General features: G+C 39.7%; 7 protein-coding genes. 3 read left to right on the top strand and 4 right to left on the bottom strand.

Going from position 1 to position 5301, the window contains the following annotated elements; translation table 11 throughout:
- The 3 genes from K0A91_RS10555 to K0A91_RS10545 all read left to right on the top strand — a co-directional run.
- Positions 1 to 176 (top strand): dihydrodipicolinate reductase C-terminal domain-containing protein (locus K0A91_RS10555; protein ID WP_295010149.1); only part of this gene is annotated, 176 nt, incomplete at its 5' end.
- 60 nt (positions 177 to 236) lie between these two features.
- Complete coding sequence (purF, locus tag K0A91_RS10550; protein WP_295010148.1) at positions 237 to 1592, top strand: amidophosphoribosyltransferase; 1356 nt, start codon at positions 237 to 239, stop codon at positions 1590 to 1592.
- Positions 1592 to 2551 (top strand): TIGR01212 family radical SAM protein, encoded by a 960-nt coding sequence (locus K0A91_RS10545; RefSeq protein WP_295010147.1) that lies wholly within the window; start codon positions 1592 to 1594, stop codon positions 2549 to 2551. The genes purF and K0A91_RS10545 overlap by 1 nt, the downstream gene beginning before the upstream one ends.
- On the opposite strand, the gene K0A91_RS10540 is transcribed toward K0A91_RS10545, so the two are convergent.
- From K0A91_RS10540 to K0A91_RS10525, 4 genes are all read right to left on the bottom strand, one after another.
- On the bottom strand, positions 2548 to 3108 hold the full coding sequence (locus K0A91_RS10540) for a DUF2393 family protein (protein WP_295010146.1): 561 nt from the start codon (positions 3106 to 3108) through the stop codon (positions 2548 to 2550). The two genes, K0A91_RS10545 and K0A91_RS10540, sit on opposite strands and share 4 nt — an antisense overlap.
- The gene (locus K0A91_RS10535; protein ID WP_295010145.1) at positions 3105 to 3614 is read right to left on the bottom strand and encodes a DUF2393 family protein; all 510 of its coding nucleotides are present in this window, start codon (positions 3612 to 3614) and stop codon (positions 3105 to 3107) included. Before K0A91_RS10535 ends, K0A91_RS10540 begins: the two co-directional genes overlap by 4 nt.
- A gap of 6 nt (positions 3615 to 3620) precedes the next feature.
- The gene (hisIE, locus tag K0A91_RS10530; protein ID WP_295010144.1) at positions 3621 to 4301 is read right to left on the bottom strand and encodes a bifunctional phosphoribosyl-AMP cyclohydrolase/phosphoribosyl-ATP diphosphatase HisIE; all 681 of its coding nucleotides are present in this window, start codon (positions 4299 to 4301) and stop codon (positions 3621 to 3623) included.
- A gap of 8 nt (positions 4302 to 4309) precedes the next feature.
- On the bottom strand, positions 4310 to 5301 hold a 992-nt coding region (locus K0A91_RS10525; RefSeq protein WP_295010143.1), incomplete at its 5' end, for a prohibitin family protein.

Here is a 5301-nt window from a genome sequence, read left to right as displayed (position 1 = left end):
GCGGAGATATTGTAGGACGCCATACTGTAGGATTTTACAATGACGGTGAGTTTATAGAGCTAAACCACACGGCAACTTCAAGAAACACATTTAGCAAAGGCGCGATAAGAGCTGCTTCTTGGCTTGTTAACAAAGAGAACGGTCTCTACTCCATAAGCGACTGTTTAGAACTATAAAATCAACTCTGTTTAATTTGCTTTGAGTATAATTCCATTAAATATTCTCGAGGAGAAAATGTGCTAGAAGATATGAATGAAAAGTGCGCGGTTGTAGGAATCTATGGTAATAAAGAGGCTTCTAGACTAGCTTATTTTTCACTGCATGCACTTCAACATCGTGGTCAAGAAGCAGCCGGAATAAGCTCTTCAGATGGAACCAAACTTCAAACAATAAAAAAACGCGGTTTAGTTATGCGCGTATTTGACGAGAAAAAACTCGAAACTCTCAAAGGCTCAAGCGCTATAGGTCATACCCGCTACTCTACTGCAGGCGATGACTCTATTTTGGACGCACAGCCGGTCTTTGCAAGATACGACTTGGGTGAAATGGCAATTGTTCATAACGGAAACCTCACAAATGCCGAAGAGATTAGAAACAAACTCATAGATAAAGGTGCGATTTTTCAAACCTTTATGGACACCGAAAACCTCATTCACCTCATTGCAAAAAGCGAACAAAGAAAACTCCTAGATAGAATTATTGATGCCGTTCAAAAAATAGAGGGTGCATTTTCACTTGTTTTTCTAAGCAGAACAAAAATGTTTGCAATGCGTGACAGACACGGCTTTCGCCCTCTAAGCCTTGGAAAAATTCCAAGCGGTGGCTATATCGTAGCAAGTGAGACTTGTGCGTTTGATCTTGTCGGTGCAGAGTTTATAAGAGACGTAGAACCTGGTGAGCTTCTCATATTTAGCGAAGATAAAGAGCCAAAAAGCATAAAAGTTTTTGAGCCTACTCCTAAACACTGTATTTTTGAGTATGTCTACTTTGCAAGACCTGACTCAAAAGTGTTTGGACAGAGTGTTTATCAGACTAGAAAAAATATGGGCAGAGAATTGGCACTTATTAAACCTGTTGAAGCCGACATGGTAATTCCTGTACCTGATGGCGGTGTTCCTGCAGCCATCGGATATGCTCAGGAGAGCGGGATTCCTTATGAGATGGGAATTATGAGAAATCACTATATCGGGCGGACTTTTATTGAGCCTACGCAGGAGATGAGAGACCTTAAAGTTAAGATGAAACTCTCCCCTATGACAGATATCATTAAGGGCAAAAGAGTGATTGTTGTGGACGACTCAATAGTACGTGGCACTACATCAAAAAGAATTGTAAGAATGCTAAAAGAGGCAGGGGCAAGCGAAGTTCACATGAGAGTATCTTCCCCTCCGACAACCGATCCATGTTTTTACGGTGTTGATACGCCAAACAAAGAGAAGCTAATAGCTGCAAATATGTCCCTTGATGAGATATGCAAGTTTATCGAAGCGGATTCGTTGGCATACCTTGATGAAGCATCGCTTCTTAGAAGCGTAAACACAACAAAAGACAACTACTGTACTGCTTGTTTTACAGGAAAATATATAGTTTAATGGAACAAATTTATACCTTTGGCAACTACTTAAAAGATAAGTTTGGTTGCAAAGCCTACAAAGTGGGCATAAACATATCCGGTTTTACATGTCCAAATATAGACGGTACGGTCGCCAAGGGCGGATGCACATTTTGTGAAAACGACTCCTTTAGCGCAAGTACCGGTGAAACACAAGAACTTAAAGGGTTCTACCTAAACCTTAACTCAAAAACAAATCCAAATCTAGACAAACAGCTTAAGCAACTCCAGATGCAGTTTAATGCAATCAGCAAAAGACAGCGCGAAGAGTATGGAGCCAAGAAATTTCTTGTCTATTTTCAATCATTTACAAATACATACGCCCCGCTTGAAACATTAAAAGCTCTTTATGAAAAAGCCCTCTCATTTGATGATGTTGTCGGTCTTAGCATCGGCACGCGCTCAGACAGCATAACCGAAGAGACATTAGAGTATCTGGCAAAACTGAATGAAAAAAAAGAGATATGGATTGAGTTTGGAATACAGTCCATATATGACGAAACTCTAAAGAGAATAAACCGCGGGCATGACAGCGCAAATGTCAAAGAGTGGATTTTAAAGGCAAAAAGCAAAGGTTTAAATGTATGCGGGCATCTTATTTTCGGACTTCCGAACGAGAGCGAAGAGATGATGCTAGAAACTGCAAAAGAGGCCTATGAATGGGGGATTGACTCCGTAAAATATCATCCGCTTTATGTAGTGAAAAAAACTGCTCTTGCAAATGATTTTTTAAGAGGAGCTTTTTCTCCTATAACAGAAAATGTTTATCTGCATGTGCTAATAAAATCTCTTCTTATGAAGCCCTCAGACGTCTCTGTTCAAAGGATTACTGCAGGTATAGATGATAACTCTCTTTTAGCTCCTGAGTGGTGCAGAGACAAAAACAGCCAGATTAAAAAAATAAATGCCGCACTCAAGCCTTTTGGGCTTAAGTATTAATGAGCGTAGACTTTTGAGAAGTGAGAGACCCCGCTAAAGTAAGGCGGATAGTCGAAATAGACTCTAAAATCCTGAGACTCACCCGGACGCAAATTTTTAGCCACTACAAACTTATGTACAATCTGCTGCGGTCTGTTTTCTTTTCTGCTGCTTCCATCTGCCTTAAAACCGAAGAAACTCATAAAGCCTGTAGGAGAGTAGAACGAGCCACCTTTTACGTTGCCGCTAACGTGTCCTTTGTTCACAAGTTTTATCTCAAAAGTAACTTCGCCAATCTCAAATTTTCCCTCATTTTTTACTATGCCTGAATATATAATTTGCTCTGTGCTTAAATTTCTTTTATTTTCAAGTTTGTAGAGCTTTGCCACCTTTGTATATTTATCAACAACTGCTACTCCTATTCCGCCTAGCATAACTGATATTATCATGATGGTAAAAACAATTGGTAAGATAAAACTTCTATTCTCCTGTTTAAATGCATAAACAACACCTGCAACGATGGTAACCGTCATAAGAGCAATAACAAGATAGTGCCAATAGTTAAAGAGTGTAATCATCTGCAGTCAGCTCCAAGTGAAATATTATAATCGTTTTTGTAGGTAAATGGCTCAATAATAAGCTTTATATCGCGCTCATCACCAATACATATATCATTCTCAATTATCGACATTCTAACAATGGGCTTAAGCCGATATAGGTAGTTTCTCAGCTTATTACCGCTTGCCTTATAAGCTGTTGCGGTTACTTTGCAGTTTTTAAAATCTCTATTAGATATATTTTTTAGCTTTGCATATACGACAACCGCATCGGTAAAGTTCAATCTCTGTTCGCTAAGGAGAACGGTTTCGTTTTTAAAGAGATGTTTATGCATTGCGATATAGCCAAAAAATGAACCCGCAAAAAGAGTTATAAATGCGAAAAATATGATTAAAATAGCCAAGATTATCCTGTTGCGCAGAAATACGCCAAGTACAATAAAGAGGATAAAAAAGAGCAGCAGAGAACCAAAGAGAATGAAATCATAGATTATCAGCTCTTTGATAAATTCTGTGACTACATCCATCTTTTGCTACGCTTCTCTTGAGTTTTTTTCTGCTATTCCGCTCATGTCAAATCTGCGGGCAAGCTCTTGTTTTACTCTATCCGGAGAGATATTTTTTGCGGCAAGAGCCACAAGAACGTGATATGTCAAATCAGCAGCTTCATAGATTATCTCATGTTCATCGTTATCTTTGTATGCAAAACTAAACTCTCCGGCTTCCTCTACAACTTTTTTCAAAATCGTATTTTCACCTTTGCTTAAAAGTTTTGCCGTCCATGAGGTAGTCGGGTCAGCATGTTTACGCTCCTGAATGGTGTGATAAAGGGTATCTATAACACCATAAATAGCTTCGCTCTTTACTTCAACTTCACTCGTAATCTCACCTGATTCAAGCTCAGTAAAAAAGCATGAGCGTCTCCCTGTATGGCACGCAACGCCATTTTGTACGACTTTTATCAAAAGAGTATCGTTATCGCAATCTATGTTGAAGGATTCTATTTGCTGAATATGCCCACTGCTCTCGCCTTTTTTCCAGATACGTTGTTTGGAGCGAGAGAAGTAGTGCGCTGTTTTTGTTTCAAGAGATAGCTTTAGAGCCTCTTTGTTCATATATGCCATCATCAAGACCTCTTGGCTTGTGCTGTCTTGAACAACTACCGGCAGAAGGGAAATCTTTTGCCAGTCAATTCTTTGTATTACCTCTTGCATCTGTCTGCTTACTCTGTAACTGAAGATGTTCTCTGTTTAGCATCTTTCATGTCAACCCAGATATTCGGAGTTGAACCGCCAGGTGTTAAGAAAATCTTAGCGTCTTTATTCTCTTTAAGTGCATCGTTAAATTTACCCTGAACCTGAATCTGCTCTAACTGCAACAGTTGATTAGTAAGTGATTTTGAGATTAGGTAGTTAGCTTTTGATTTTGCATCAGCTTCAATAGTAACCGCATCTGCCAAACCTTGAGCCTCAATTCTAGCTTTTTCTGCAATACCTCTTGATTCTGCCGCACGTCTAAGCGCTTCTTGCTCCGCACGAAGAACCTCTTGCTCTGCACGTTGAACCTGCTGTTTTGCTATCTGAACATTCTCTATCTGCTCTTTTACTTTTGGAGGAAGTAAAATTTCACGAAGCTGAACAGACTGTAGATCGGCAGGAGCGTTCTCCAAACCTGCAACACTTGCTCTTATACCGCTCTCTATCTCAGCAGCTATTGAGTTTCTCATCTGCGGAAGAACTTCTGCATCATGTTTACCTACGACATTACGAACTACGTCTCTTACAACCGGATTGATGATTTTATCTTCCCAGCTGAAACCCCAGTTTGATATTGTCTGAGCCGCAAACTGAGCATTAAGCCTGTATTGAACAGTAAGTTCGATTGAAACCGGAAGTCCGCGCTTGTCAAGAACCGTGATAGCAGGTTTTGCATTTATTCCAGATGCCACGCTTCCGCCACCTGCCTCAATGCTTGACGCATAGTTGATGATACGTACTTTTGTATCTACTATGTAAACTTTTTGGATAACAGGAAATATAAAATGCAATCCCGGAAGAAGTGCTTGGTCCTGATACTTACCGTTAGTACTTAAAATACCGCGCTCACCCTCTTCAATGATAGTAAACGGCTTTGCCAAAACTAAAAGAATAATGATTGCGACTATAAAGTACATAAGACCCGCTTTTCCTCCGCCGAAATTAAAGTCTATCTTTG

Origin of the sequence: Sulfurimonas sp., assembly GCF_019429335.1 — a bacterium.
Lineage (GTDB): Bacteria > Campylobacterota > Campylobacteria > Campylobacterales > Sulfurimonadaceae > Sulfurimonas.
The sequence above is the reverse complement of the archived record's forward strand: the minus strand, read 5'-3'. Positions and strand labels throughout refer to the sequence as shown.

Excerpts from the sequence above, each read along its gene's own strand:
- K0A91_RS10545 (WP_295010147.1), top strand. The coding sequence starts at position 1,592 with ATGGAACAAATTTATACCTTTGGCAACTACTTAAAAGATAAGTTTGGT.
- K0A91_RS10540 (WP_295010146.1), bottom strand. The coding sequence starts at position 3,108 with ATGATTACACTCTTTAACTATTGGCACTATCTTGTTATTGCTCTTATG.
- K0A91_RS10535 (WP_295010145.1), bottom strand. The coding sequence starts at position 3,614 with ATGGATGTAGTCACAGAATTTATCAAAGAGCTGATAATCTATGATTTC.
- hisIE (WP_295010144.1), bottom strand. The coding sequence starts at position 4,301 with ATGCAAGAGGTAATACAAAGAATTGACTGGCAAAAGATTTCCCTTCTG.